Consider the following 24,650-nt stretch of genomic DNA (forward strand, 5'->3'; position numbering starts at 1 on the left):
CGCCCATCGTGCCAGGGACCACCGACGAGCACCCGCCCCTCCCCCGCGCAGTCATGTGACAGGCGCTTCGAGGCTTATAGTTGAACGTTGTATCAACCTACGAGAGGTCATGCGGTGCCCGACTACGGCCACGAGCTGGTGTTCGGCAGCTTCCTGACGCCACAGGCGAAGGATCCCCAGCAGGTCGTGGCGCTCGCTCGGGCGAGCGAGGACGCCGGCCTGGACCTGGTGACCTTCCAGGACCATCCCTACCAGCCGGCGTTCCTGGACACGTGGACCCTGCTGTCGTGGGTAGCCGCTTCGACGGAGCGGATCCAGCTCTCGGGCAACGTGCTCAACCTGCCGCTGCGACCGCCGGCGGTCCTCGCACGCGCGGCCGCGAGCCTCGACCTGCTCACGGGCGGGCGCGTCGCTCTCGGGCTCGGGTCCGGTGCGTTCTGGGACGCGATCGTCGCGATGGGCTCACCTCGACTGACGCCGGGTGAAGGTGTGACCGCACTCGACGAGGCGATCGACATCATCCGGGGCATCTGGGACGCGGACGAGCGCACGCCCCTACGGCTCCGCGGCACGTTCCACTCGGTCGACGGCGCCAAGCGCGGCCCCGCTCCCGCGCACGACATCCCGATCTGGCTGGGTGCCTACAAGCCGCGCATGCTGCGCCTGGTGGGTACCAAGGCCGACGGGTGGCTCCCCAGTCTCGGATACCTGCAGCCCGGCGACCTGGGCCGCGGCAACACCACGATCGACGAGGCGGCACAGGCGGCCGGGCGCGACCCGCGCGAGATCCGCCGCCTGCTCAACGTCGGCGGCGGGTCCTTCTCCGGCTCGTCCAACAGCACGAGCTTCCTGCAAGGCCCCCCCGAGCAGTGGGTCGACGACCTGCTGCCCCTGGTGCTCGACGACGGGATCGGCACGTTCATCCTGGCCAGCGACGACGAGCGCACGCTCGCGGTGTTCGGCCAGGAGGTCGCCCCCGCGTTGCGCGAGGCGGTCGCGGCGGAACGGTCCGGCGCCGGTACGACAACCGGGACCGTCCGGCCCGTCGCAGCACTGACCAAGCGGCGTCCGGGGATCGACTACGACGGGCTGCCGGCCTCCCTCGTCGGGAAGGTCGTGGAGCCCGGGGACCGGGAGTACGCGCGGGTGCGCTCGTCGTACGTGTACGCGGGCTCCCCCGGCCTCGTCGTCCGGACCACGTCGGCACAGGACGTCGCCGATGCGCTGGCCTTCGCGCGCCGGCAGGACGTGCCTTTCGCGGTGCGCAGCGGCGGGCACGGGATCAGCAGCCGGTCGACGAACGACGGCGGCATCGTCATCGACGTCGGCAAGCTCGACACCGTCGAGGTGCTGGATCGCGACCGGGGGCTCGTCCGGATCGGCGCCGGGGCGCGCTGGGGCGACGTCGCGGCCGCGCTGTCGCCGCACCGCCTCGCGATCAGCTCGGGCGACTACGGCGACGTGGGGGTCGGCGGTCTCGTGACGGCGGGCGGACAGGGGTTCCTCGCACGGTCGTACGGCCTCACACTCGACCACGTGGTCGCTGCGGAGGTCGTGCTCGCGGACGGTCGGATCGTCCGTACCGACGCCGAGCACGAGCCCGACCTTCTCTGGGCGGTGCGCGGTGCCGGCGCGAACTTCGGCATCGTGACGTCCGTCGAGATCGAGGCTGCCCAGGTGGGCAACGTGGTCTACGCGACGATCGTGTACGACGCCACCGACACGGCGCCGTTCATCGCGTCGTGGGCCGCGCTCGTCGAGGACTCACCCCGCGAGCTCACGAGCTTCCTGACGATGATCCCGGCGAGCGGCCAGAACCCGGCGATCGGGTACGCGATCGTCGTCTGGGCGAACGACGACACGGATGCGGCCATCCGGTCGCTCGAGCAGTTCCTCGACCTCGCGCCCGTCCTCCAGCAGCAGGCCCAGCTCGTCCCGTACAGCTCCGCCGTGGCCCCGCACCACGGGCAGCACACCGGCGGCGCCGATTCCGCCTCGCGCGGCGGGCTCGTCGAGCACGTCACGCCCGAGCTCGCGTCGCTGCTCGCCGAGCTCGTGCAGTCCGGGGTCTCGGACATGGTGCAGCTGCGGGCGGTCGGCGGTGCGGTCAACGACCTGGACCCGATGGCCACCGCCTACGCGCACCGGACGCAGAACTTCTCCCTGGCCGCCGCAGCCCGCGGAAGCCAGCGGACGCAGATCGACGCGTGGTGGGAACGGCTCGCGCCGCACCTCGACGGTGTCTACCTGAGCTTCGAGACGAACCAGTCCCCCGCTCGGATCGCCGAGGCGTTCCCGCCCGCGACGCTCGACAAGATCGCCAGGCTGAAGGCGCTGTACGACCCGGGACACGTGTTCGACGGCAACTTCGGCGTCGCTCCCGTGGCGTCTGCGACGATGTCGTCATGAGTTCCGACGACGTCGCCGAGATCCAGCGCACCATCGCGTCCATCGAGCAGCAGGAACGCGACCTGGTGTTCACCACGTTCACGCACGACGACGCCTGGCGGCTCGGCTGTCTCCTGGTAGAGCTCGGGTCCGAGCGGGACCTGCCGATCACGGTGGACGTGCAGCACGGGACGCAGCAGGTGTTCCACGCAGCGCGTCCCGGGACGACTGCCGACAACGACTCGTGGGTCCAGCGCAAGGTTCGCGTGGTCTGGCGCTTCGAGGCGCCGTCCTACCTCGTCGGGCTTCGCGCGAAGGTCAAGGGCACCACGTTCAACGCTCAGCACGACCTGCCGTTGCGCGAGTACGCCGCACACGGCGGCGCGTTCCCGATCCGCGTGCGGGACGTCGGTGTGGTCGGCGTGGTGACCGTGTCCGGTCTCCCGCAGGCCGACGACCACGCCCTCGTCGTCGAGGCGCTGACCGCCCACCTCGCCTGAGCCGACCACAACCCGGCTCCGGTTGCCTGCTCCACCGACCGCCGTTCGCCGGTGCCGTCGGCGCCCACGCTGGTGGGCATGACGGCGAACGAGGACGACGACTTCGGCTGGTTCGACCTGGACCGGGCCGCTCACCACCCGGGGCAGCGCGATGACTGGGACGCGCTCGACTGGGAGCACGAGGGTCCCGACGACGACCTCCCACCACCGCCTCGTCGGCCCGTGCGCAGCCCCGACGACGCTCTGGCCGTCCTGCTGGGCCTCGTCGGACCCGAACGCTCGGGTCGACCTGCGCTCTGGTTCGTCCTGCTCGACGACGACGGCAACACCCTCCCGATCGTGCTGCCGATCGCCGACGTGCCGCTCCGGGCGGACACCGAGGTCGTCCGGCGTCTGCTCGACGTGCTGCGTGCGGCCCTCGACGAGGACGGGCCGGATGGGTCGGTCCTGGTCGGTCTGGTGCGCGCGTCCGGCGGGGATCGTGGAGAGTTCGAGTCGTCGTGGACGCGGTCGCTGCGAGAGGCCGCCGACACGGTCGGCGTTCGCCTGTGGGGCTTCGCGGCGATCGGCGCGAACCGGGCGCGGATGCTCGAGTGGTGAGCCGCCGTGCTGTCAGCCGACCGGACCAGGGGACGCGTCGTCGATCGCGGCGAGCTGTTCGAGCGAAGGCTCCCACAGGATCGACGCGACGTTTGCCCGCAGCTGCTCGGGCGTCCGCGCCCCCGCGATGATGGTCGAGACTGCGGGCTGAGCGGCAAGACCACCGAGAGCGAGCGTCGGCAGATCGATGCCCCACTCGCCGGCGAGGGCGGCGAGCGCGTCGATGCGGTCGAAGTCCGCACCAGCCAGCCGGTCGGGCCAGCGGGACAGCCGGGATCCGTCGGGGGCCGTCTCGCCGCGTCGGTACTTGCCGGTGAGCAGCCCGGAGGCGAGCGGCACGTACGGGATGAGCCCGACGCCCACCTGCTCGAGCGCCGGGATCAGCTCGGACTCCGCGTCGCGCACCAGGAGGTTGTACCGGTTCTGGGCGGAGACGAACGCCGAGGCGCCGGCGGTCCGCGCGCTCCAGTCGGCGTCCACCACCTGCCAGCCGGCGAAGTTCGAGGACCCGAGGTACCGGACCTTGCCCTCGACGACCAGCTCGTGCAGCGCCGCCAGCGTCTCCTCGATCGGCGTCACGGGGTCGGGCACGTGCATCTGGTAGAGGTCGATCCAGTCGGTTCCGAGCCGTCGCAACGAGCCCTCGACCGCGCCGCGGATGTAGCTGCGCGACCCGGGGGCGACACCGTCCGGAGCGCCCGCGCCGAACTTGCTGGCCAGCACGATCTCGTCGCGACGCCCCTCCAGTGCGGAACCCAGGAGCAGCTCGCTCTGACCGAACGAACCGCCGTACACGTCGGCGGTGTCGAAGAAGGTGATGTCGGCGTCGAGGGCCGCCGAGACGAGCGCCGGAACCCCGTCGGCGGCAAGCGTTGCGCCGAACGTGTTGCATCCGAGGCCCGCGACCGACACGGTCGGACCCCCTGCGCCGAGCTCTCGGAAGGTCATCTGCCTGGTGGGAGCCTCAGAATTCATCCAGCGAGCGTAAGCCTCTCCGCCACATGCTGAGGGCGTTCACAGTCCCTTCACCTGGACCTGGAACACTGGAGGGGCTCCCACCGTTGGAACCGGTGGAAGTTCACACTCTCGACGGCCGTACAACGGCACGGAGGATCCCAAGATGGCAAACCGGTCCCTGCGCGGCATGCGCATCGGGTCCCACAGCATGGAGACGGAAGATGGCGTCGAGTTCGCGCCCCGCCTCCAGGCTCACTACGACTGCCCCAACGGGCACACGATCATTCTGCCGTTCTCGGTCGAGGCCGATGTCCCGGTGGTGTGGGAGTGCCGTTGCGGCGAGGAAGCACTGCTCCGGGATGCCTCGCGTCCCGAGGTGAAGGCCGGCAAGCCCCCGCGTACGCACTGGGACATGCTGCTCGAGCGCCGCACGGTCGGCGAGCTCCAGGAGCTTCTGGACGAGCGCCTCGACCTGCTCCGGTCGGGCAAGCTGCGCCGCAGCGCCTGACCGACCCGGTCTTCTAGCTCTTCGAACGACGGAACGCTCCCGCCACACGGCGGGAGCGTTCTGCTATGCCCCACCGGGTGACGCTCACGAGGGCTTCGACGACGATCGCACGGCTCATCTTCGACGTGCCGAGCTCACGCTCGACGAACGTGATGGGCACCTCGGTGACGCGAGCTCCCGTCCGGACGGCGCGCCACGCCATGTCGACCTGGAAGCAGTACCCCTGAGACGCGATGTCGTCGAGCGTCAGGTCCCGCAGCAGGGTGGCCCGGTAGGCGCGGAACCCGCCGGTCGCGTCGTGCAGCGGGATGCCGAGCGCGATCCGCGTGTAGGTGTTCGCGCCGCGCGAGAGGATGTGCCGGCTCATGGGCCAGTTGAGCACCTTGCCGCCCGGCACCCAGCGCGAACCGAGGACCAGGTCCGCGTCGTGCAGTGCCGTCAGCAGCTCGGGCAGGTCCTGTGCCCGGTGCGAGCCGTCGGCGTCCATCTCCACCACGACGTCGTACGAGCGCTCGAGCGCCCAGTGGAAGCCTGCGACGTAGGCCGTGCCGAGGCCGAGCTTGCCCGCGCGGTGCAGGACGTGGACACGGCGGACCTCGTCGCGCGCCGCGATCTCTTCGGCGAGGTCACCGGTCCCGTCCGGGGATCCGTCGTCGACGACCAGGACGTGCGCGTCCGGGACCTCGGCCGCCAGACGCTCGAGGGCGATGGGCAGGTTCTCGCGCTCGTTGTAGGTGGGAACGATGACGAGGACCCGCCAGGACGTGTCGCTCATGCCGCGACGCCGCGGTCAGCGCGCCGGACAGCACGGGCGCCGGCGATCCCCGCGGCCACCATGACGATCGCCAGTGCGTCGACGATCCACGCGGGCCACGAGCCGAGGCGTGTGGCCGGTGTCAGCGAGTCACGCAGCGGGAGCGAGGCGACCATCTGCTCGGCCGTGAACAGGCCGGTCTGCTGGGCGACGACGCCGTTGGGCTCGATGATCGCACTGACCCCCACCGTCGAGATCTGCACCGTCGCGCGTCCGTGCTCGATCGCCCGGAGGCGGGACATGGCCAGCTGCTGGGTGGACTCGTCAGAGATGCCGAACGAGGCGTTGTTCGTCTGCACGACCAGCACCTCTCCCCCGGCCCGGACCGCGTCCCGCACGATCGCGTCGTACGCGACCTCGAAGCAGATGACGTCCCCGATGCCCACCGTGCGACCCAACCTCTCGGACTGCAGCGGGATGTACCCGGGCTTGTTCCCGGGGAGCATATCGCTGGTGACCAGGTCGACCGCCGACGAGAACGGTCGCACGAGCGAGCGCAGCGGGATGTACTCGGCGAACGGCGCGGGGTGCTGCTTGCTGTAGGACTCGGTGACGCCGACGCCCGGGACCCAGAGGACGGCGGTGTTGTACCGACCCCCGCTCTCGGGGTACTGCACCGTGCCGATGAGCATCGGCGCGTCGACCGCCACGGCGGCGTCGTCGATCAGCTGGGCGGCCTCGGTGTCGACCTGCGGGTCGATGTCCGTGCCGTTCTCGGGCCACAGCACCAGGTCGAGCTCGCCGGGGTCCACCTGGTCGAGCAGGGCGTAGGTGCCCTCCACGTGGTTGCTGAGCACGGCCTTGCGCTGTCCGAACGCGTCGAGCCCGGTCCCGGGCACGTTGCCCTGCACAGCTCCGACCTTCAGGGAGCCCTGCTGCGCGGCGGTGTCGAGCGGGATCGTGAGGCCGACGACGAAGATGACCGCGACGACGGCGCACGCGACTCCGAGTCGTACGAGGCGCAGCCGGCGGGCCGAGAGCCAGATCCTGGCCAGCAGAACACCCACCGCGACCACGACGCCGGTCAGCAAGGGGGTCCCGCCCCACGAGATGAAGGCTGCGAGCGGCGAGTCCGCCTGCGAGAACGCGATCCGCCCCCACGGGAACCCGCCGAACGGCCAGCTCGAGGCGAGCTCCTCCGTCGCGGCCCACAGGACCGAGAACACGACGACCTGGAGTCCGGCGCTCCTCCACACGGCGTTCCCCCGGCGCGCCCAGGACCACGCGGCACCGAAGAGAGCGAAGTAGGACGCCTCGAGGGTCGACAGCGCGAACCAGGGCACCTGCCCGACGGCGTCCCCGGTCCAGCTGATCAACGGGATGAACAGCGCGAGGCCCCAGACGAAGCCGACCAGGGCGTTCCAGCGCGCGCTGTCCCGGCGCATGGCGAGGTAGACCAGCGCTATGCCGACGAAGGCCATGCCCCACCAGCCGGGAGCAGGGAACGCGAGCCGGGTCAGATAACCACCGGCGACGGCGAGAACGAGGGTCCACCAGCGGGCGGGTTCACGGGCGGGCACCTGAGGAGAGTACGACAGCCAACTGGGCGCCGACCGACCGGCCCGCGTGTCCTTCGTACCGGTCGGCGTGCAGGCGCACGGACCGTTGTCTACTGAACACGCGGGCCCGGTCGGAGCCCTAGCTCTCCACCCTCGCCCCCCATGGCCGCACGTCGTCGTGGGCATGTTGCTCCGGTGGATCCCCTGAAACCTACCCAGTTCCCGGGGCGTGTCAAGGCCGCGTCGGCGCAGGTGACAGCCGTACCCGCAGGTCACCACGGCACCCCTGGTGAGGTCTGTACCCATGTGTTCGGCGTGTCGGTCCGCGTGTCGCGAGATCAGGCCGAGACAGGCGACGCGGCTTTCCCGGCGGCTCTCCGTTTTTCACCCGGTCAGATGTCCAGTTCGCTCGGCGTGTCTCGGTCGGCGTGTCCGGAGAGGAGCCGTCGCGCGTCGTTCCGGAGGCCGTCGCGAGGTCAGAACGTGTCGTGCAGGACCGTGCCGCCGCGCACGGTGCGCAGGCACTCGGGCAGAGGCGCGTCGGGCGACATGTCCGGGAGCAGAGGTATCCCGGCGCGCGCGTCCGTGCTCCACGACGAGAAGCTGCCGTCGGCGGACTGGACCGTGAGGTGCTCGGCCCGCCAGACCGCCAGGTGTGCAGGCGACCCGACCCGCAGCTCCCCCGCTCCGGTGTGGTCGAGCCCGGCCAGACGCCAGCCTCCGCGCGTCGAGGCCCGGAAGGCGGCGCGTGCGGAGATCCGCTGGTCGACGGAGCGGTGCTGGACGGCTGCTCGCACGGCGGCCCAGGGATCGATCGACGTGACGGGCGAGTCGGAGCCGAAGGCGAGCGGGACGCCGGCGGCGGCCAGGTCCGCGAGGGGGTTGAGCGCGGCCGCCCGGCCGGCACCGAGCCTCGCGGCGTACATGCCGTGCGGTCCGCCCCAGGCGGCGTCGAAGCCGGGCTGCACGCTCAGCTGGACGCCCAGCAGGATCAGCGCCGCGAGCGTGGGTGCGTCCACGAGCTCGGCGTGCTCGAGCCGGTGCCCTCGTCGCGCGATCGCCTCCGGACCCTCGACGTCGACCGCGGCCCGCAACCCGATGAGCAGCTCGTCCATGGCCCGGTCACCGATGACGTGGAACCCGCCCTGCACCCCTGCGCGCGTGACCGCGGTGAGGTGGTTGCAGACCTGCTCGGCGGTCAGGTAGAGCGCGCCGGCGTTGTCCGGGGCGTCGGTGTAGGGCGCGCGGAGTGCGGCCGTGCGTGAGCCGAGCGAACCGTCGATGTTCAGGTCGCCGCCGATCCCCGTCAGCCCCGGGACTGCAGCCAAGATCTCGCGGGCGTCGTCGACGGTCACGCAGAGCTCACCGCGGTAGCCGACGAGGTGCGGCAGACCGCTGGTCTCGTCGGCGGTCAGCGCGAGCAGCTCGACGAGCCCCTCGCGCGTGTCGATGAACGGGGCCGACTGCTCGTGCACCGACACGACGCCGCGAGACGCCGCATGCTGGAGCGCCTCGCGGTACAGCCGCGTCCTGCGCGCGGGGTCGACCGCACGAGCCGCGTCGCGGGCAGCGTGGTGGGCGTCCCGCTCGACCCGACCGTCGAAGCTCCAGCCCGGCAGGACGTCCAGCCCGGCGCTCGCGGTCAGTGCGCTCGACACCACGGCCGAGTGCACGTCGACGCGGGCGAGGTAGACCGGAGCGCCGCCGGCCGCGGCGTCGAGCTCGTGCCGGGTGGGCGGCCGTCCCTCGGGCCACGCCTGCTCGTCCCAGCCGAACCCGAGCAGAGGGCCGTCGCCGGAGCGGTGCTGCGCGGCCCGGTGCACCGCGTCGAGCGCGTCCGCGAGGGAGCGCACACCGCCCGTCTGCGACAGGTCGATGCTCCCGAGCGCCAGTCCGGTCTCGAGCACGTGGACGTGCGCGTCGACGAACCCTGGCGCGACGAGCGCGCCGTCCAGGTCGATGACCTCGTCGGCGCGCGCGACCATGCCGTCGGCCGTGTCGTCAGCCCCGACCCAGGCGACGACGCCGTCCTCCACGAGCAGCGCCTCAGCGAACGGGTCAGCAGGCGTGTGTACCGCGCCGTGGCGGTAGAGGGTCGAGCTCACAGGGGCACGATAGGCCCCTAGACCGACGAGTACGCCACCACGCCGTGCCGCAGGGCGTCGACAGCCTTGCGCGCGGTCGCCCGCACGCGGTCCTGGGGCGCCGCCTGGGAGATCTGGTCGAGCACGTCGATGACCTGCTTGCACCAACGCACGAAGTCGCCCGCGGACAGCTCGTTGCCCTTGAGCACCGCGTCGAGGCTGCGTCCCGCGGCCCACCGGTGCACGGCCTCGACCAGCCCGGTGTCGAGCGGCTGGGTCGTCTCGACCTTGTGCGCGGCCTCCAGGTCGTCGAGCTCGGACCACGCGCGCACGGTCGCGTCGAGCGCGACGCCCAGCCGGCTCGCGGGACCACCCGGGATGCGAGGCTCGTTCGCGTCGTCGCGTCGGGACCGGTAGACCAGCGCCGAGACCGCCGCCGCGAGCCCCGGCGCGTCGAGCTCGTCGAACACGCCGCGACGCAGGCACTCGGCGAGCAGCAGGTCGTTCTCGGCGTAGATCCGACGCAGCCACCGTCCCGCGTCCGTGACCTCCAGCGTCGCCCGCCCGCCGTCGGCCTCCGACTGTGCGAGATAGCCGAGGTTCAGCAGGACGTCGCAGATCCGGTCGAACACGGCAGCGATCGAGCCGGTGCGCCCCGCGATGCGCGCGACGAGCGCGTCGTGCTCGCCCGACAGGCGCGCCCAGCGCTCGGCCCAGCGCATGTGGTCGTCGCGGTCCGGGCAGCCGTGACAGGGGTGTGCGCGCATCCGACGCCGCAGGTCGGCGATCTCGGCATCGTCGGTGGCCGCAACCCGCCGGGTCGGCCGGACGCGTGCCTTCGACGTGTGCGCGTGCCCGCCGTCGCTGACCGCGGCGCGGAGCTGGGCCGCGAGGTCTCGACGGGCCGCGGGCACCCGGGCCGTGAAGCCCTTGGGCACGCGCAGGAAGCCGACGGTCCGGGCCCCGGTGCCGACGTCGGCCACCGTGAGCTTGCGGACCTGCCGGTCGACGGTGAGGACCGTGGGCTTCGGTCCGTCGAACCCTGCCTCGCCGCCCGGGTCGATGACGACCACGTGCCCCGATCGACGCCCGACCGGGATCTCGAGCACGTCACCGGGACGCAGACCTTCGAGCGTCCGGGCGACCTCGGCGCGGCGGGCGGTCGCCTCGGCGCGGGTCAGGTCCTTCTCGCGGGCCGTGATCTGGCGCCGCAGCGACGCGTACTCGGCGAAGTCCCCCTGGTGGCACTCCATCGCCTTGGCATACCCGTCCAGGGCCTCTGTGTGCCCCTGTGCCTGACGCGCGAGGCCGACGACCCCTCGGTCTGCCTGGAACTGCGCGAAGGACGTCTCGAGGACCTCACGGGCCCGGTCACGCCCTACCTGCGCCACCAGGTTGACCGCCATGTTGTAGGTCGGGCGGAAGCTCGACTTCAGGGGGTACAGACGCTTCGACGCCAGGCCCGCGAGCTGCACGGGGTCGAGCCCCGAGTGCGAGACGACGACCGCGTGGCCCTCGGTGTCGATCCCGCGCCGACCCGCGCGGCCCGTGAGCTGCGTGTACTCCCCCGGCGTGACGTCCACGTGGTTGGAGCCGTCCCACTTGACGAGCTTCTCCAGCACGACCGACCGCGCGGGCATGTTGATGCCCAGCGCGAGCGTCTCGGTGGCGAACACGACCTTGACCAGCCCCTGCGAGAACAGGTCCTCGACGGTCTCCTTGAACAGCGGGAGCATCCCTGCGTGGTGGGCCGCGACGCCTCGGCTCAGCGCCTCGGCGAACTCCCAGTAGCCCAGCACCGGCAGATCCTCGGGCGGGACGGCCGCGCACTTCTCCTCGACGATCATCCGGATGCGGGAGGCCTCGGCCGGACTCGTCAGCCGCACGCCGGCCGCGAGGCACTGCTGGACCGCGCCCTGGCACCCGGCGCGGGAGAAGATGAACACGATGGCGGGCAGCAGCCCGTCGGCCTCGAGCGCGTCGACGACGGCGAACCTCGGCGTCGGACGACCGCCTCCCCCGGGCCGGTGCGGGCGGCTCTGCTGGCGGTTCCGGTGTCCGGGCCCCCGCCGCGGCATCGGCTCCTCCTCGCGGTTGCTGCGTCGCAGCAGGTGCGTGAGGTCCGGGTTGATGGGTGGGTCGACGCCCGGCGCGGTCGGGTCGACGTGGCCGGCGTACAGGTCGAGCAGCTCACCTCGTACAAGGACGTGCTGGCCGAGCGGGACGGGTCGGTGCTCACTGACCACCACGGTGGTGTCGCCGCGGACCGTCGCGAGCCAGTCGCCGAACTCCTCGGCGTTGGAGACCGTCGCCGACAGGGACACGAGCTGCACGTCGTCGGTGAGGTGGATGATCACCTCTTCCCAGACCGGCCCACGGAAGCGATCGGCCAGGTAGTGGACCTCGTCCATGACGACGAACCCGAGACCCTGCAGGGCCGACGAACCCGCGTAGAGCATGTTGCGGAGCACCTCGGTGGTCATCACGACCACGGGAGCGTCGCCGTTGATCGTCGTGTCGCCCGTCAGCAGCCCGACCTTCTCGGAACCGTATCGGCGCACCAGGTCGCCGTACTTCTGGTTGGAGAGCGCCTTGATCGGCGTCGTGTAGAACGCCTTGCGGCCCGACTGCAGCGCCAGGTGCACCGCGAACTCGCCCACGACGGTCTTGCCGGCACCCGTCGGCGCCGCGACCAGGACGCCGCTTCCGCGTTCGAGCGCGAGGCACGCGTCTACCTGGAAGTCGTCGAGCGGGAAGCTCAGCAGCTCCCGGAACTGCGCGAGCTCGGTGCGTTCCTCGTCGGCACGACGCCGCGAGGCCGCGTAGCGCTCGGCGGGAGAGGGCTCGGCACGAGCGGGCTCAACGGGAGGGGACGTCTTGCGGGAGCGGGCCACCACACGCACACCCTAGGCACAGTCGGGCAGCGAGCAGGGCCGCCGCGCGGCTCCCGGCCGCCGCGTCAGCACAGGACGGACACGGCTCCGGGCTCGATCGTGACCCGCAGGGGCAGCGGTCCGATGCGCTCGCCGTCCGCGAAGGCGGCCGGTGGGAGCCCGCCCAGCTCGGTGATCGGCTCGATGAGCACCGACCTGCTGCGGTAGACCTCGACCGAGGGATGTCCCACGTGCTTGCCTCCGTAGATGCCGGGGAAGATCTTCACCACGCCTGCCTTGCTGAACGGTCCGGCCACGATGACGTCGAGCAGGCCGTCGTCGACCAGCGCGTCGGGCGCGATCTTCAGACCGCCGCCGATCCAGGGGATGTTCGCGACGGCGACGAGCGTGCCGGTCGACTCCCAGACGTGGTCGTCCATGGTCACGCGGTACCCGTAGGGCACGAACCTGGGCAGCTCGGCCAGCAGCGCACGGACGTACCGGCCGGAGCCCTTGGGCCAGGTCATCTCGTTCGCCCGGGCGTTGATCGCCGCGTCGAAGCCGCAGGACAGCACCCCGAGGAACCACTCGTGCGCCGCGGTCCCGGGCGGGCCGACCCGCACGGCGTCGACCGGCCGAGCCCCTTCTGCCAGTCCGTGCTCGACGGCCGCGACGGAGCCGTCGACGTCGCCGGGCTTGGGTACGCCGAGCGTGCGCGCGATGTCGTTGCCCGTCCCCGCCGCCACGATGCCGAGCGGCACGCCGGTGCCGGCGACGACGTTCACGCCGAGGTGCACCATGCCGTCGCCACCGACCACGACCAGGGCGTCGAGCCCGGCGAGCACGCCCGCCCGGGCGCGGTCGGTCGCGAGCGCCAGGGACGCGGCTGACAGGTCCTGGACGTCGTAGCCGCGGGACTGCAGCAGCTCGTGCGTACGTCGGCCGGCGGCCGAGCCCCGCCCCTTGCCTGCGGTGGGGTTGACGACGACGCCGAGTCGGGTCACGCCGCCCCTCCGGGGGCGTCCCCGGGCATGTGCCCATCGAGGGTGGGCAGGCCCTCGGCGAGGCGGCGCTTGTTGACGCGCCTGTCGTGGATCTCGCAGATGCCCAGCGCGACGAAGTACAGGCCGCAGATCGGCAGGGCGACCATGAGCATCGTGATCGCGTCGGGCGTCGGGGTCATGACAGCGGCGAAGACGAAGGCGACGACCACCGCCCACCGCCAGCCCCGTCGCCACGCCGCCGCCGACACCAGGCCCGCGAAGTTCAGGGCCACGATCAGCACGGGGAGCAGGAACGCGAGCCCGAATGCGAGCAGCAGGCGCATGACGAAGCTCATGTACGTCTGCGCGTCGATGATGTTGGTCGCACCCTCGGGGGTGAACTCGGTGAGGAGCCGGACCGCGTTGGGCAGGGCCCACCATGCGAGGTACGCGCCCGCGAGGAAGAGCGGCACGGCTGCGCCGACGAAGGCGAAGGTGTAGCCCCGCTCGCGGCGCGTCAGGCCGGGCGTCACGAACGCCCAGAGCTGGTAGATCCACCAGGGGCTCGAGATGAGGACGCCCAGGAAGAACGAGACCTTGATCTGCATGTCGAACGACGCGGCGAGGCCGGCGAAGTTCAGTGTGATGAGGCTGCCGCGCTCTTCCGCGACGTCGACGATCGGCTGCTGCAGCGCCTCGAAGACAGGCGTGTAGAGGAACCAGCCGATCACCGAACCGACCAGCAGGCCGAGGACCGCGAGGAACAACCGGTGACGCAGCTCGACCAGATGTGCCCGCAGCGGCATCCGGCCGCCGGGTTCACCCCCGCGGCGTGCGCTCACGTGTGGTTCAGACCTTCGGCGGGGCGGAGCCCTCGGTCGGCTCGGGCCGGTCCGGGGTCGAGACGACGGGTGACTGCACCACGACCGGCGGCGTGACGACGGTGTTCTGGGCGGCCGGCGGGGTGTTGGCAGTCGCGTCCGACGTCGGGGCGTCGTCCTTGTTCAGGTCCTTGACCTCGTTCTTGAAGATCTTCATCGACTGGCCGACGCTCTTGGCGACGTCCGGGAGGCGCTTGGCGCCGAAGACGAGAAGCACCACGACGAGCAGGATGACGACATGCCAGGCGCTGAGGTTTCTGAGCACGGCCCGACCTCTCCCTCGTTGGGTGGATGAAACACAGCGATCCTACGCGTGCCGGTCGACGGTCAGCGCCAGTACGCCTTCCACGCGCGTCGAGTCGCTTCCCGTCGCGCCTGCCGTGCCACCCGCCGACCCGCTGCGGCCACGCGCAGCTCGGCGTAGCGGTCGTACATCTCGGCGGGGTCGTCGAACACGTTCGGTCCGGTGTCCTCACGCAGCGCCGCCGCGGCCGACTGGAGCTCGTCGACGCGCACCGCGAGCTGCTCGGCGACCTCCGCGGCACGGCCGAGCTCCTTGGCCAGCGCGAGGCCCGAGCGCCAGAGCCGGCGCCCCAGCAGGAACGCGCCGCCCAGGGTGGCGAGCACCAGCACGGTCCACACGGAGAACCAGAGCATCGTCACGCCCCCGTCTCGGCGAGCAGACCGTACGCCCGCAGGGCTGCGCGGGCCGAGGTCGCGACCTCGTGCGCCACCCGGGGCGGCGAGACGTCCAGGATCTCGTCGGCCACCTGCAGGACGAGATGCCGCAGCCAGGACTCCTGCACGATCCGCAGGTCCACCTCGAACGAACCGTCGTCGTGGTTGCGGACGGCCTCGACCGGCGCCGTCTCCGCGACCCAGCGGGCGCGGCTCCCCAGGTGCAGCGTGACGAGCTCGCCCTCCGGTCCGGGAGCGAACAGGTGTGCCCGGTCGCTCACCTGGTGGTCGAGGCTCGGCACGTCCAGGACGTGGGCCTCGAGCACCCGGTCGATGCGGAACAGCCGCTCGCCGTCGACCAGCAGGCACCAGCCGAGCAGGTACGACCGCTCGTCGTCGGTCGCCAGCCGGATCGGGTCCACGTCGCGCTCGGTCGCGATGTCCGAGGCGTTGACGTACCGCAGGTGCAGGCGTCGACCCTCCCGGAGCGCGGTCGCCACCGCGGCGGCGACCTCGGGCGCCCCGTCCACGGCGAGGCGGACGTCGACCGCCGCGGCCGCGTCGCCGGTCGCCGCGGTCAGCTTCCCGAGAGCCGAGCGCAGGACGGCGGCACGTTCGGGGTCCAAGGCGGAGCCGAGAGCCGAGTCGAGCGCACGCAGCGCCGCGACGAGGGCGACGGCCTCGCGGGCACCCAGGCGCAGCGGACGGGTCATGCCGCGCGACTCGGTCAGACGCACGACGCCCTGCTCGTACGACGCGGCGTCGAAGTCGATGAGGTCGTGCGGGTAGTAGCCGGGCGTGCCGGTGACCCAGAGCGTGTCGATGTCGGACATCACCTGGTTCGTCGTGACGCCGAACTGGTCGGCGATCTCCTCGACCGAGACACCCTCGTGGCGGTCGAGGTACGTGATCATCCCCAGCATCCGCAGGAGCCGGTCGCTCGCGCGCTCAGCCATCGACGCGCACCTCCCCTGCACCGTCGTCGTCGCGGTCGAGCTGGGCCGCGGTACGCAGGAGGTGGAGCACGTGCCCCCGCAGGCTCTCCGGTGCGAGCACCACGACGGCCGCGCCGTAGCCGACGAGCTCCTCGGCGAGCTCCCATGCCGCCCGGTAGGGCACGTGCACCAGCTCACGGTTGGCGATGATCGGGCCTGTCACGGGGTCGGCCGCCCAGTCCGGGGCGTCGGCCGGCGGCGGGACCGCACGTGCGCGAGGTGCGCTGGCGCGTTCGGGCAGGATCGCGAGGGTCGCGATGTTCTCGGGCCCCGAGCCCCAGGCACGCAGGGCCTCGGCGAGCGCGGTCGCCGAGGGGGCCTCGAACGTGCCGGGCTCCCCCACCGTGCGGACCGGTCCTTCGATGCGGCTGAGCCGGAACGACCGGCTCGCTGCGCGGTCTCGGTCGAGACCGATGAGGACCCATCCGCCCCGGCGAGCCAGCAGCTTCCACGGCTCGACGACACGCGTGCGGACCTCGCCGGTGGTTGCGGCGCGATAGGTGAACCGCACCGCCTGACGCGCCTGGACGGCGTCGACCAGCGGGCTGAACGCACCACCGCCGGCACGCACCCGCGGTGCCAGACCCGCGACCAGGTCGGTCGACTCGACACCCTCGCCGACGGCCCGCAGCTTGGTCAGCGCCCGTGAGGTGTCCGCCTGGACCGACTGGTCCTGCCAGACCTGCGCGGCCATCGCCAGCACGCCGAGCTCGGCGGCGGTCAGGTCCAGGGGCGGCAGCGCGTAGGCGTCGAGGTCGACGCGGTACCCGATGTCGTCACCGTGACCCGCGTCGGTGATGGTCAGGATCGGGATGCCGAGGTCGCGCAGCGTGTCCTTGTCGCGCTCGAACATCCGCTCGAACGCGTCGTCCGACGGCGCCTCCTGGTACCCGGCGACGCTCGTGCGCACCTGCTCCTTCGTCATCCGGCCCGCGGTGTTCACGAGGGCGATGACGAGGTTGAGCAGGCGCTCGGCGGGGGCGATCTGAGCAGCCATCGGGCACCACCGTAGTGGCCGGTAGCGTGGGCGCGTGATCACGTGGCGTGCAGGAGTCGTGGTGTCGCTCGGATCCACCTGGCCCGGGGCCGCCGAGGTGACGGTCGAGCTCGAGTCCCCGGTCGGCTCGGTCAACACCGGCGACACGGTCCGGGCACTGGCGTACCCCGGTCTCGTGGGCTCTCCGACGGTCGGCGACCGGGTCCTTCTCAACGTCTCCGCCCTGGCACGCGGCCTGGGCACCGGCGGCTACGCGCTCGTCGTCGCCCTGCCGGACGCGCCTCCGCTCGACCCGCCCGACGGTCCGGGGCACCTGGTCAAGGCGCGGTACACGCCGCTGCAGGCCATGGTCCTGGGTGTCGACGACCAGGAGTCCCCGCACCACGAGCTCCTGCGCGACGCCGACGACCTCGACGGTCTGCCCGTCGTGGTCGCGGACCTGCACTCCGCGCTGCCGGCGATCATCGTCGGTGCACGGTTCGCCGCCGCGCTCGCCGGGCGGTCCGCGCCGAGGGTCGCCTACGTGATGACCGACGGCGGCGCCCTGCCTGCCTGGTTCTCCCGGGCGGTCGCCGGACTGCGCAGCGCCGGCTGGATCGACGCGTGCATCACCACGGGTCAGGCGTTCGGCGGCGACCTCGAGGCCGTCACGGTGCACACGGGCCTTCTCGCCGCCCGTCACGTCGTCGGGGCCGACCTCGTCGTCGTCGCACAGGGACCGGGCAACCTCGGCACCGGAACCCGCTGGGGCTTCTCGGGGGTCGCCGCCGGCGAGGCCGTCAACGCTGTGGCAGCCCTGGGCGGACGACCGGTCGCGTCGCTACGGGTCTCGGGTGCCGACGAGCGCGAGCGTCACCTCGGCGTCTCGCACCACTCGCTCACCGCCTACGGGCGCGTCGCGCTCGCGGCCGCGGACGTCGTCGTCCCCGTGTTCGACCCGGGGACCCTGGACGGGCTCGGGCACCGCATCGACGACCAGGCCGCAGCGCTGTCGGCACGGCACCGTCTGGTGCGCGTGCCCGCCGGGTCGGACCTGCTCAGCGCCCTGGCCGGCTCGCCGGTCCGGTTGTCGACGATGGGCCGAGGCCTGGACGCCGACCCGGCGTCCTTCCTGTCCGCTGCCGCCGCGGGCGTGCACGCGGTCGACCTGCTCCGCTGACTCTCGAGCCTCAGTCGTCCCGGGACGTCTCGGTGTGCTGCGCGACGAGGGTCGACAGCCGGCGCGCCTCGGCGTCGGCGTACGCGCCGTCCGCGCGCTGGATGCCCATGACCGCGAGGGTGTCGCCGTCGGCCAGGTCGAGCTGCACCCACGGGCGCCCGGAGCCGAAGCGCACCGACACGATCTCGGCCCACTCGAGGCGTCGCGTGTAGACGAGGTTCCGGACGGTGACGCCGTCGGCGTCCACGCGTGCCTGGACGGTCGCCTGGCGCCAGCAGAACCACACGATGAGCAGCGCCACGAGCGCGAAGCCGACCTGGTCGCCCGTGTTGAGCCCGGGCATCATCACGATCAGGAGCCCCGTCAGGACGATCACAGCCACGCCGAGCACCAGCGTCACCACCCGCGCGGCGCGGGGTCGGAACGTCCTGTACGGCGACGCCACGGTCGACCTGCTCAGAGTCGGCACGCGTGGATCGACGTCACCAGGATCGCGCGGGCGCCGATGTCGTAGAGCGAGTCCATGACGCGGTTGGTCTGGTCGCGGCGGACCATCGCCCGCACGGCCGCCCAGTCGCGGTTGTGCAACGGCGAGACCGTCGGCGACTCCAGACCGGGCGTGATCGCGACAGCGTCGTCGACGAGGCCGAGCGGCACGTCGTAGTCCATGAGCACGTACTCGCGCGCCGTCAGGACGCCCTGGATGCGGCGCGTGAGCACGTCGAGGCCCGCCGGCTCGTCGCCGTCGGCCCTGCGTACCAGGACGGCCTCCGAGCGCAGGATGGGATCGGCGAAGATCTCCAGGCCCGCCGCACGCAGCGTCGTACCCGTCTCGACGACGTCCGCGATCACGTCGGCCACGCCGAGCTTGATGGCGGACTCGACCGCACCGTCCAGACGCACCACGCCGGCCGGCTCGATGCCGAGCGAGCGCAGGTACGCACGGACCAGCACCGGGTAGCTCGTCGCGACCCGGCGACCGCCGACCTGCTCGACGGCGGTCCACTCCCCCGCCGTGCCGGCGAACCGGAACGTCGAGCGGGCGAAGCCGAGCGGAAGGTGCTCGACCGCGGCGGACTCCGAGTCCAGCATCAGGTCGCGGCCGGTGATGCCGACGTCGACGGTGCCCGCGCCGACGTACACCGCGATGTCGCGCGGGCGCAGGAAGAAGAACTCGACGTCGTTGTCCGGGTCGGGCAGCACGAGCTCGCGCGAGTCACGGCGCTGCTTGTACCCGGCCTCCTTGAGCATCTCGACGGCGGGCTCGGACAGGGAGCCCTTGTTCGGGACGGCAATTCTCAGCACAGCGGGTCCTCGGGTCTCAGAGGTGCGCGTACACGTCGTCGAGCGTCAGTCCGCGCGCGATCATGAGCACCTGCAGGTGGTACAGCAGCTGGGAGATCTCCTCAGCCGTCCGCTCGTCCGACTCGTACTCGGCGGCCATCCAGACCTCGGCGGCCTCCTCGACGACCTTCTTGCCGATGCCATGGACGCCCGAGTCGATCTCGGCGACGGTGCGGGAGCCGGCGGGACGGGTGGTCGCCTTGTCCGCCAGCTCGGCGAACAGCGCGTCGAAAGTCTTCACTCGGCCAAGAGTAGGGGCTGATGCGGACGGCCCCCGTCGCCGTCCGCTGGCCGGGCGCGGGCCTGCTGCCGCCACCAGACGACGAAGCCCCAGATCACCACGCCGGCGTAGACGAGGTAGAGCACCGCGGACGGGTAGTAGCCGGCCGAGAACAGCAGGGGTACGCCGACAGCGTCGACCGCGATCCAGATGAGCCAGAACTCGATCCAGCCCCGGGCCATGCCGTAGGTCGCCAGGAACGACCCCGTGAAGATCCACGCGTCCGCCCACGGCCCCCACGAGCCGAGCGCCTGGAAGATGTAGGCGAACGCGACGGTCCCGACGACCCCGATGGTGACGAGCTGGATCCAGCCGCGCCGTCCCGCCCAGTGCGGGACGACCCCCGGCGCATCCGGGTCTCCGTGCGCGCGTCCGGCCGCCCGCGCCTGGCTCCACCGCACCCAGCCGTACACCGAGACGATGATGAAGAAGACCTGGCGTCCTGCCTGCCCGTACAGGTCACGCGCCTGCGGCGTGTGGAACACCCCGCCGAGGAACACGGTGAAGAGCAGCACGTTGCCGACGATGCCTACGGGCCACGCCCAGACCTTGCGCCGCATGCCGCCGATCGCCGATCCCAGCCCGAAGCCGTTGCCGACGATCTCGCGCCACAGGATGTCGTGGCCCGCGATGGTCCACGTCGCATCGAAGAGCCAGCTGTGCACTACAGCCCTCTCAGCGCCACAACCGTCGCCACGGCCGCCTCTGCCGCCTCGGCGCCCTTGTCCTCGTGCGAGCCCTCCAGGCCGGCGCGGTCGAGAGCCTGGGCCTCGTTGTCGCAGGTCAGGACCCCGAAGCCGACCGGGACGCCCGTCGAGGCGGCCACGTCGGTGAGTCCGAGCGTCGCGGCCTGGCACACGTACTCGAAGTGCGGCGTCCCGCCGCGGATGACGACGCCGAGCGCCACGACCGCGTTCGCGCCGGCCTCCACGGCGGCGCGCGCGGCGACGGGCAGCTCGAAGGTCCCCGGGACGCGGATGACCGTGACGTCCTTGACGTGCGCCGCCTCGAGGGCGCGCTCTGCACCTGCGAGCAGGCCGTCCATCACGACCGTGTGCCAGCTCGCGGCGACGACCACGACCTTCAGGCCGGTTCCGTCGACGGTCAGGGTGGGTGCTCCAGCACCGCTCATGCCAGGTCCTCCAGGTTCTCGAACGCGTGATCCTCGTGGTCGGCACCGGGCAGGGCCGGTGTCGCGTGGACGGGCGCGACCGCGATCGGGTCACGCTCCGTGCCGGGTGCCAGGTGGAGCAGGTGCCCCATGGACGTGGCCTTGGTCCGCAGGTAGGCCTCGTTCTGCGGGGTCTGCCCGACCTCGAGGCTGCGGATCTCGGCGACGTCGATGCCGTGCGCGCGCAGGCCGGCGACCTTGGCGGGGTTGTTGGTCAGCAGGCTGATCCGGGTGACGCCCAGGTCGGTGAGGATCGCGGCCGCGGCGCCGTACTCGCGACGGTCCGCGGGCCAGCCCAGGTCGAGGTTGGCCTCGACCGTGTCCCGGCCGGAGTCCTGCAGCGCGTAGGCGGCGACCTTGGCCAGAAGGCCGATCCCCCGACCTTCGTGCCCGCGCAGGTAGACGACCGCGCCGCCCTGCTCGGAGGCGAGCTCGAGCGCGGCGTCGAGCTGCGGACCGCAGTCGCACCGGGCCGAGCCGAACGCGTCACCCGTCAGGCACTCCGAGTGCACGCGGACCACCGGGTGCTCGGCCAGCCCGCTCGTGGGCACGAGCGCGACGTGCTCGTCGCCGGTGCGCAGGTCGCGGTAGCCGTGGATGCGGAACTCGCCGTGCTTGGTGGGCAGGTAGGCGGTGTGGGTGGCGTGCACGCGCTCACGGGGGGGCGCGGCGACGGCGACCTCGCTGGTCACGTCGTCGCCGTGACGCGTGCGCCAGGCGACGATGTCCTCGATGGTCAGGAGCACGAGCCCCTCCGCCTCGGCCAGCGCCGACGAGTCGTCGAGCCGGGTCATCGACCCGTCGTCGTTGACCAGCTCGGCGATCGCACCGACGGGCTCCAGGCCGGCGAGCCGGCACAGGTCGACCGCGGCCTCGGTGTGTCCCGCGCGGTGCAGGACGCCACCCGGGACGGCCCGCAGCGGGAGGACGTGACCCGGGCGGATGAGGTCCTCGCGACCCGACGCCGGGTCGGCCAGCACCCGGAGCGTCCGCGCCCGGTCGGACGCAGAGATCCCCGTGGTGACGCCCGTGGCGGCGTCGACGGTCACGGTGTAGGCGGTGCGGCGCGGGTCCTGGCTGTGCGGGACCATCAGCGGCAGGTCGAGCGCGTTCGCCCGCGACGCCGGCATGGGCGCGCAGAGGTACCCCGACGAGTGCCGGATCGTCCACGCGATCCACTCCGGCGTCGCCGACTGCGCGGCGAGGATGACGTCGGCCTCGTTCTCGCGGTCCGGAGAGTCCGCGACGAGGACCGGGCGCCCCTGGCGCAGCGCCTCGAGGGCCTCCTCGACGGTACCCAGGCGGATGCTCATCGGAGCACCCCGGCCGACGACAGGAGCCGCTCCGTGTACTTGGCCAGGACGTCGACCTCGATGTTCAAGCGAGCTCCGGGTGCGAGGGTACCGAGGGTCGTGGCCTCGAGCGTGGTGGGGATGAGCGAGACGCCGAACGACTCGTCGGCCACGTGCGTGACGGTCAGCGAGATCCCGGACACCGCTATCGAGCCCTTCTCCGCGATGTACCGCGTCAGCTCGGGCGAGAGTCCGATCTCGACGTCGTCCCAGCGCGGTCCCGGCGTGCGGCTCAGGATCACGCCCACGCCGTCGACGTGGCCCTGCACGACGTGCCCGCCGTAACGACCGCCGACGGCCAGCGCACGCTCGAGGTTCACCGGGCTGGTCACACCGAGGTCCTCCAGCGCGCTGCGTCGCAGGGTCTCCGGCATGACGTCGGCCCAGAACGTCCCGTCGCCGGGCAGCCCGGTCACGGTGAGACACACGCCGGAGACGCTGATCGAGTCACCCAGGCGCGCGTCCGAGGTGACGAGCGGTCCGCGCACGAGCAGGCGCGCGTCGGTCCCCTCGGTCTCGATCGCCGCGATGGTGCCGACTTCCTCGACGATTCCCGTGAACATTCAGCTCTCCTCCGTGGTGGTGCTGGGCGTAGCGACGATCAGGACGTCCGGGCCGAGCGGCACGACGCGCTGCGTGACGAGCCGCACGGCGTCGCCGATGGCGGTGATGCCGAGGTCGGCCATGGCGGGCGGCCCGGCGCCGAGCAGGACGGGCGCGACGTAGGCGTGCACCTCGTCGACCAGCCCGGCGCGCAGGAACGCGGCGGCGAGCGTCGGTCCGCCCTCGACGAGGACGTGCCGGACCTCGCGTTCCGCCAGCGTGGACAGGACGACGGCGGGGTCGTGCGTGCCGAGCTCGAGCAGCTCGCCCCCCTCGCCCCGCAGACGTGCACCGGCCGGCACGGGCCGATGGCCGACGACGACCCGCAACGGCTGGTGCCCGTGCAGCTCTCCGGCCGCGTTGCGCGCGGTCAGGGAGGGGTCGTCCGCCAGCGCGGTCCCCGTGCCGACGACGATCGCGTCCACCTCCGCCCGCAGGTCGTGCGCGTGGTGACGCGAGACCTCCGACGTGATCCATCGGCTCGACCCGTCGGCTGCGGCGATCCGGCCGTCGAGCGACGTCGCCAGCTTGAGCGTGACGAACGGCCGTCCCCGCTCGACCGACGGCAGCCACGCGCCGAGCAGCTCGCGGCCCTCGTCGGCGAGCACGCCGGTCTGCACGTCGACGCCGGCCTCGCGGAGGCGCTGCGCACCACCAGCTGCCACCGGGTTCGGGTCGCCGACCGACACCACGACGCGTGCGACGCCGGCCGCGATCAGTGCCTCGGAGCACGGTCCGGTCCGGCCCGTGTGGTTGCAGGGCTCCAGGGTGACGACCGCGGTCGAGCCGACCGTGTCGGTGCCGCGGGCCTCGGCGTCGACGAGAGCGGCGACCTCGGCGTGCGGGGTACCCGCGCCACGGTGCCAGCCCTCCCCCAGCACCTCGCCGGTCGGGCTGAGCAGAACCGCACCCACGCGTGGGTTCGGACCGTTCGCCGGGCCGCGGCGAGCGATCTCGAGCGCGTGCCGCAGGGCGGACAGCTCGGCGGGAGCGACGCGCTCGACCTCCGTGCTGGACATGCTCACCTCCGGGCGCGATGGCTCCGGGGTATGGGGCGGCAGGAAGGGTCCCGCAACCACGGCGCAGAGCGCCGCCACGTGATCCTCCCATCCGGACTTTCACCGTCGGTCCTGGAGTTCCACCAGGTCAACCGCCCGATCCTTGCGGACCGGTCGGGTCGCGGACTGTCACCGCCGGCTCGGAATTACACCGACCCCGGAGCACGTGTATGTGTTCGTACTGCGCCAACGATCATGCCACACCGGGCATTCCCGAGTTGAATCCCGACAATCAGCGTCGAGTTTCCCGGATCAGGCCGTGGCGCTGTCCGCGAGCTGGCGAAGCGCCGTGATCTCCGCGCCGATGTCGGCCGCGCCGTAGACCGCCGAGCCTGCGACGAACACGTTGGCACCGGCGTTCGCGATGCCGGCGATGGTGTCCCGCGAGACGCCACCGTCCACCTGGAGCCACGTCGACGCGCCGGTCTCCTCGATCGCCTGCCGTGTCCGGCGGATCTTGGCCAGCATGCCCTCGATGAAGGACTGGCCGCCAAACCCGGGCTCGACGGTCATGACGAGCACCATGTCGAACTCGGGCAGCAGGTCGAGCAGCGGCTCGACCGGGGACGCCGGGCGCAGCGCGATGCCCGCACGCACCCCGTTCGACCGCAGCTCGCGGGCGAGCCGCACGGGCGCCTGGGTCGCCTCGGCGTGGAACGTCACCGACGCAGCTCCGGCCGCCGCGTACTCGGGGGCCCACCGGTCGGCGTCCTCGATCATGAGGTGCACGTCGAGCGGTACCGCCGAGACCTGCGCGATCCTGGTGACGATCGGCAGCCCGAGCGTGAGGTTCGGGACGAAGTGGTTGTCCATCACGTCGACGTGCACGTAGTCGGCGTTCGCGATCGCCGCGAGGTCGCGCTCGAGGTTGACGAAGTCGGCGGACAGGATGCTCGGGTTGATCAGCGCAGGCACGCCTGCAGCCT

25 protein-coding genes and 1 riboswitch are annotated in these 24,650 nt (G+C 72.1%); of the genes, 5 read left to right on the top strand and 20 right to left on the bottom strand.

The window, feature by feature from the left end; translation table 11 throughout:
* The first annotated feature begins 114 nt into the window (after window positions 1-114).
* The 3 genes from AC1DPN_RS10585 to AC1DPN_RS10595 all read left to right on the top strand — a co-directional run bounded on the left by AC1DPN_RS10585 (window position 115) and on the right by AC1DPN_RS10595 (window position 3,488).
* Window positions 115-2,409, top strand: coding sequence for an LLM class flavin-dependent oxidoreductase (locus tag AC1DPN_RS10585; RefSeq protein WP_477084709.1), 2,295 nt, complete (start codon window positions 115-117; stop codon window positions 2,407-2,409).
* Window positions 2,406-2,888 (top strand): heme-degrading domain-containing protein, encoded by a 483-nt coding sequence (locus AC1DPN_RS10590; protein ID WP_477084710.1) that lies wholly within the window; start codon window positions 2,406-2,408, stop codon window positions 2,886-2,888. The genes AC1DPN_RS10585 and AC1DPN_RS10590 overlap by 4 nt, the downstream gene beginning before the upstream one ends.
* Window positions 2,889-2,966: 78 nt before the next feature.
* Window positions 2,967-3,488, top strand: a complete 522-nt coding sequence (locus AC1DPN_RS10595; protein WP_477084711.1) for a hypothetical protein — start codon at window positions 2,967-2,969, stop codon at window positions 3,486-3,488.
* Window positions 3,489-3,500: 12 nt separating this feature from the next.
* Here AC1DPN_RS10595 and AC1DPN_RS10600 read toward each other — a convergent pair whose 3' ends face one another.
* Window positions 3,501-4,436, bottom strand: a complete 936-nt coding sequence (locus AC1DPN_RS10600) for an aldo/keto reductase (protein WP_477085193.1) — start codon at window positions 4,434-4,436, stop codon at window positions 3,501-3,503.
* A 172-nt stretch (window positions 4,437-4,608) separates the two neighbouring features.
* Here AC1DPN_RS10600 and AC1DPN_RS10605 point away from each other — a divergent pair, with 172 nt between their 5' ends.
* The gene (locus AC1DPN_RS10605) at window positions 4,609-4,953 is read left to right on the top strand and encodes an RNA polymerase-binding protein RbpA (protein WP_028046368.1); all 345 of its coding nucleotides are present in this window, start codon (window positions 4,609-4,611) and stop codon (window positions 4,951-4,953) included.
* 13 nt (window positions 4,954-4,966) lie between these two features.
* Here the strand turns inward: AC1DPN_RS10605 and AC1DPN_RS10610 are convergent, their stop codons facing one another.
* From AC1DPN_RS10610 to AC1DPN_RS10655, 10 genes are all read right to left on the bottom strand, one after another.
* Window positions 4,967-5,728, bottom strand: coding sequence for a polyprenol monophosphomannose synthase (locus AC1DPN_RS10610; RefSeq protein WP_477084712.1), 762 nt, complete (start codon window positions 5,726-5,728; stop codon window positions 4,967-4,969).
* Complete coding sequence (lnt, locus tag AC1DPN_RS10615; RefSeq protein ID WP_477084713.1) at window positions 5,725-7,287, bottom strand: apolipoprotein N-acyltransferase; 1,563 nt, start codon at window positions 7,285-7,287, stop codon at window positions 5,725-5,727. Before lnt ends, AC1DPN_RS10610 begins: the two co-directional genes overlap by 4 nt.
* A gap of 455 nt (window positions 7,288-7,742) precedes the next feature.
* Window positions 7,743-9,371 carry an amidohydrolase gene (locus AC1DPN_RS10620; protein ID WP_477084714.1) on the bottom strand — a complete coding sequence of 543 codons (1,629 nt, stop codon included), beginning with the start codon at window positions 9,369-9,371 and terminating at the stop codon, window positions 7,743-7,745.
* A 17-nt stretch (window positions 9,372-9,388) separates the two neighbouring features.
* Window positions 9,389-12,247: a DEAD/DEAH box helicase gene (locus AC1DPN_RS10625; RefSeq protein WP_477084715.1), complete on the bottom strand. Its 2,859-nt coding sequence runs from the start codon at window positions 12,245-12,247 to the stop codon at window positions 9,389-9,391.
* A 62-nt stretch (window positions 12,248-12,309) separates the two neighbouring features.
* Window positions 12,310-13,227, bottom strand: coding sequence for a diacylglycerol/lipid kinase family protein (locus AC1DPN_RS10630; protein ID WP_477084716.1), 918 nt, complete (start codon window positions 13,225-13,227; stop codon window positions 12,310-12,312).
* On the bottom strand, window positions 13,224-14,012 hold the full coding sequence (gene tatC / locus AC1DPN_RS10635) for a twin-arginine translocase subunit TatC (protein ID WP_477085194.1): 789 nt from the start codon (window positions 14,010-14,012) through the stop codon (window positions 13,224-13,226). The genes AC1DPN_RS10630 and tatC overlap by 4 nt, the downstream gene beginning before the upstream one ends.
* 43 nt (window positions 14,013-14,055) lie before the next feature.
* Window positions 14,056-14,352, bottom strand: a complete 297-nt coding sequence (gene tatA, locus AC1DPN_RS10640; RefSeq protein ID WP_477084717.1) for a Sec-independent protein translocase subunit TatA — start codon at window positions 14,350-14,352, stop codon at window positions 14,056-14,058.
* A gap of 62 nt (window positions 14,353-14,414) precedes the next feature.
* Window positions 14,415-14,744 carry a hypothetical protein gene (locus tag AC1DPN_RS10645; protein WP_477085195.1) on the bottom strand — a complete coding sequence of 110 codons (330 nt, stop codon included), beginning with the start codon at window positions 14,742-14,744 and terminating at the stop codon, window positions 14,415-14,417.
* A gap of 2 nt (window positions 14,745-14,746) precedes the next feature.
* Complete coding sequence (locus tag AC1DPN_RS10650; RefSeq protein ID WP_477084718.1) at window positions 14,747-15,721, bottom strand: helix-turn-helix transcriptional regulator; 975 nt, start codon at window positions 15,719-15,721, stop codon at window positions 14,747-14,749.
* The gene (locus AC1DPN_RS10655) at window positions 15,714-16,757 is read right to left on the bottom strand and encodes a helix-turn-helix transcriptional regulator (RefSeq protein WP_477084719.1); all 1,044 of its coding nucleotides are present in this window, start codon (window positions 16,755-16,757) and stop codon (window positions 15,714-15,716) included. Before AC1DPN_RS10655 ends, AC1DPN_RS10650 begins: the two co-directional genes overlap by 8 nt.
* Window positions 16,758-16,791: 34 nt before the next feature.
* Between AC1DPN_RS10655 and AC1DPN_RS10660 the strand changes: the two genes are divergently transcribed.
* Window positions 16,792-17,916 (top strand): DUF3866 family protein, encoded by a 1,125-nt coding sequence (locus tag AC1DPN_RS10660; protein WP_477084720.1) that lies wholly within the window; start codon window positions 16,792-16,794, stop codon window positions 17,914-17,916.
* Between the two features lie 10 nt (window positions 17,917-17,926).
* Here the strand turns inward: AC1DPN_RS10660 and AC1DPN_RS10665 are convergent, their stop codons facing one another.
* From AC1DPN_RS10665 to rpe, 9 genes are all read right to left on the bottom strand, one after another.
* Window positions 17,927-18,385: a PH domain-containing protein gene (locus tag AC1DPN_RS10665; protein WP_477084721.1), complete on the bottom strand. Its 459-nt coding sequence runs from the start codon at window positions 18,383-18,385 to the stop codon at window positions 17,927-17,929.
* Window positions 18,373-19,221, bottom strand: coding sequence for an ATP phosphoribosyltransferase (hisG, locus tag AC1DPN_RS10670; protein WP_477084722.1), 849 nt, complete (start codon window positions 19,219-19,221; stop codon window positions 18,373-18,375). The genes AC1DPN_RS10665 and hisG overlap by 13 nt, the downstream gene beginning before the upstream one ends.
* Before the next feature lie 16 nt (window positions 19,222-19,237).
* Window positions 19,238-19,501, bottom strand: coding sequence for a phosphoribosyl-ATP diphosphatase (locus tag AC1DPN_RS10675; RefSeq protein WP_477084723.1), 264 nt, complete (start codon window positions 19,499-19,501; stop codon window positions 19,238-19,240).
* Window positions 19,498-20,205, bottom strand: a complete 708-nt coding sequence (gene pnuC / locus AC1DPN_RS10680) for a nicotinamide riboside transporter PnuC (RefSeq protein WP_477084724.1) — start codon at window positions 20,203-20,205, stop codon at window positions 19,498-19,500. The genes AC1DPN_RS10675 and pnuC overlap by 4 nt, the downstream gene beginning before the upstream one ends.
* Window positions 20,205-20,672 carry a 6,7-dimethyl-8-ribityllumazine synthase gene (gene ribH / locus AC1DPN_RS10685; RefSeq protein ID WP_477084725.1) on the bottom strand — a complete coding sequence of 156 codons (468 nt, stop codon included), beginning with the start codon at window positions 20,670-20,672 and terminating at the stop codon, window positions 20,205-20,207. Before ribH ends, pnuC begins: the two co-directional genes overlap by 1 nt.
* Complete coding sequence (gene ribB / locus AC1DPN_RS10690; RefSeq protein WP_477084726.1) at window positions 20,669-22,024, bottom strand: 3,4-dihydroxy-2-butanone-4-phosphate synthase; 1,356 nt, start codon at window positions 22,022-22,024, stop codon at window positions 20,669-20,671. The genes ribH and ribB overlap by 4 nt, the downstream gene beginning before the upstream one ends.
* Window positions 22,021-22,626: a riboflavin synthase gene (locus AC1DPN_RS10695; RefSeq protein WP_477084727.1), complete on the bottom strand. Its 606-nt coding sequence runs from the start codon at window positions 22,624-22,626 to the stop codon at window positions 22,021-22,023. The genes ribB and AC1DPN_RS10695 overlap by 4 nt, the downstream gene beginning before the upstream one ends.
* A complete protein-coding gene (gene ribD, locus AC1DPN_RS10700; protein WP_477084728.1) occupies window positions 22,627-23,685 on the bottom strand; it encodes a bifunctional diaminohydroxyphosphoribosylaminopyrimidine deaminase/5-amino-6-(5-phosphoribosylamino)uracil reductase RibD in 1,059 nt (352 codons plus the stop codon).
* Window positions 23,686-23,760: 75 nt separating this feature from the next.
* Window positions 23,761-23,893, bottom strand: a riboswitch (FMN riboswitch).
* 83 nt (window positions 23,894-23,976) lie between these two features.
* Entirely contained in the window at window positions 23,977-24,639 is a 663-nt protein-coding gene (gene rpe, locus AC1DPN_RS10705) for a ribulose-phosphate 3-epimerase (RefSeq protein ID WP_477084729.1), read from the bottom strand.
* Window positions 24,640-24,650 lie beyond the last annotated feature (11 nt).

The sequence above is a fragment of the Cellulomonas sp. P4_H4 genome, assembly GCF_056400865.1.

What these genes read in the sequence shown, in the direction of transcription:
- AC1DPN_RS10590 (WP_477084710.1), top strand. Translation starts at nt 2,406, where the DNA reads ATGAGTTCCGACGACGTCGCCGAGATCCAGCGCACCATCGCGTCCATC.
- AC1DPN_RS10595 (WP_477084711.1), top strand. Translation starts at nt 2,967, where the DNA reads ATGACGGCGAACGAGGACGACGACTTCGGCTGGTTCGACCTGGACCGG.
- AC1DPN_RS10600 (WP_477085193.1), bottom strand. Translation starts at nt 4,436, where the DNA reads ATGACCTTCCGAGAGCTCGGCGCAGGGGGTCCGACCGTGTCGGTCGCG.
- AC1DPN_RS10605 (WP_028046368.1), top strand. Translation starts at nt 4,609, where the DNA reads ATGGCAAACCGGTCCCTGCGCGGCATGCGCATCGGGTCCCACAGCATG.
- AC1DPN_RS10610 (WP_477084712.1), bottom strand. Translation starts at nt 5,728, where the DNA reads ATGAGCGACACGTCCTGGCGGGTCCTCGTCATCGTTCCCACCTACAAC.
- tatC (WP_477085194.1), bottom strand. Translation starts at nt 14,012, where the DNA reads ATGCCGCTGCGGGCACATCTGGTCGAGCTGCGTCACCGGTTGTTCCTC.
- AC1DPN_RS10645 (WP_477085195.1), bottom strand. Translation starts at nt 14,744, where the DNA reads ATGCTCTGGTTCTCCGTGTGGACCGTGCTGGTGCTCGCCACCCTGGGC.
- AC1DPN_RS10650 (WP_477084718.1), bottom strand. Translation starts at nt 15,721, where the DNA reads ATGGCTGAGCGCGCGAGCGACCGGCTCCTGCGGATGCTGGGGATGATC.
- AC1DPN_RS10655 (WP_477084719.1), bottom strand. Translation starts at nt 16,757, where the DNA reads ATGGCTGCTCAGATCGCCCCCGCCGAGCGCCTGCTCAACCTCGTCATC.
- ribH (WP_477084725.1), bottom strand. Translation starts at nt 20,672, where the DNA reads ATGAGCGGTGCTGGAGCACCCACCCTGACCGTCGACGGAACCGGCCTG.
- ribB (WP_477084726.1), bottom strand. Translation starts at nt 22,024, where the DNA reads ATGAGCATCCGCCTGGGTACCGTCGAGGAGGCCCTCGAGGCGCTGCGC.
- AC1DPN_RS10695 (WP_477084727.1), bottom strand. Translation starts at nt 22,626, where the DNA reads ATGTTCACGGGAATCGTCGAGGAAGTCGGCACCATCGCGGCGATCGAG.
- ribD (WP_477084728.1), bottom strand. Translation starts at nt 23,685, where the DNA reads ATGTCCAGCACGGAGGTCGAGCGCGTCGCTCCCGCCGAGCTGTCCGCC.